This window comes from Flavobacterium coralii (assembly GCF_019891545.1).
In the GTDB taxonomy this organism is placed as follows: Bacteria; Bacteroidota; Bacteroidia; order Flavobacteriales; family Flavobacteriaceae; genus Flavobacterium; species Flavobacterium coralii.
Genome location: NZ_JAHDIU010000033.1, coordinates 1 through 794 on the forward strand (window position 1 = coordinate 1; position 794 = coordinate 794).

Annotated in this window: 2 tRNA genes and 1 rRNA gene; all 3 read right to left on the bottom strand. The window is 43.1% G+C overall.

Going from position 1 to position 794, the window contains the following annotated elements:
- Positions 1–159: 159 nt before the first annotated feature.
- Positions 160–236: transfer RNA gene (locus tag KJK34_RS15015), tRNA-Ala, on the bottom strand.
- A 143-nt stretch (positions 237–379) separates the two neighbouring features.
- Positions 380–453 (bottom strand) — tRNA-Ile (locus KJK34_RS15020).
- A 204-nt stretch (positions 454–657) separates the two neighbouring features.
- Positions 658–794: ribosomal RNA gene (locus tag KJK34_RS15025) — 16S ribosomal RNA — on the bottom strand; the annotation flags it as partial.

Sequence of the window (794 nt, forward strand, 5' to 3'; positions counted from 1 at the left end):
GAGCCATCAGGCATGAGCCAACAGAATTAACTATTGCCTCTTCGCTATTGGCTAAACACTAAAATCTGTGCTTTCTATTCTTTTCTACTTTGTTTCTTATCGCAATATGTCAATGAACGTTTCAGCTTACGGCTGACTGCTGTCAGCTTTTAGCTTCTTTGGTGGAGAATATCGGAGTCGAACCGATGACCTCCTGCGTGCAAGGCAGGCGCTCTAGCCAGCTGAGCTAATCCCCCATTTCAATAGTTGACAGTTAACAGTTGACAGTTAACAGTCCTTGGAACGGTTCACTATGCAGTGTAACTCAACTTCTAAAATTTCCTCTTTTCACTTAAGTTTTAAAGCTTTTGCCTTGCGGCTGTTGCCTCTTGGCTTTTTGTAGTCCCGGGCAGACTCGAACTGCCGACCCCTACATTATCAGTGTAGTACTCTAACCAGCTGAGCTACGAGACTATTTTGTTTTCTATTTTAAATGTTGAATTTTATATTTTAAATTATCGGGCTCTCCTTTAAAGGGGATCCATTCAGAATTTATAATTCATCATTCAAAATAGCTTTTCAGCTCTCTTTTTCTTAAGTGTAATATTTTTGAACTAACAGCGAGAGTAAGAGTGTCTCTTATTCTATCGTTTTTGCCTATTTGGCCGTAATCTCTAGAAAGGAGGTGTTCCAGCCGCACCTTCCGGTACGGCTACCTTGTTACGACTTAGCCCCAGTTACCAGTTTTACCCTAGGCAGCTCCTTGCGGTCACCGACTTCAGGTACCCCCAGCTTCCATGGCTTGACGGGCGGTG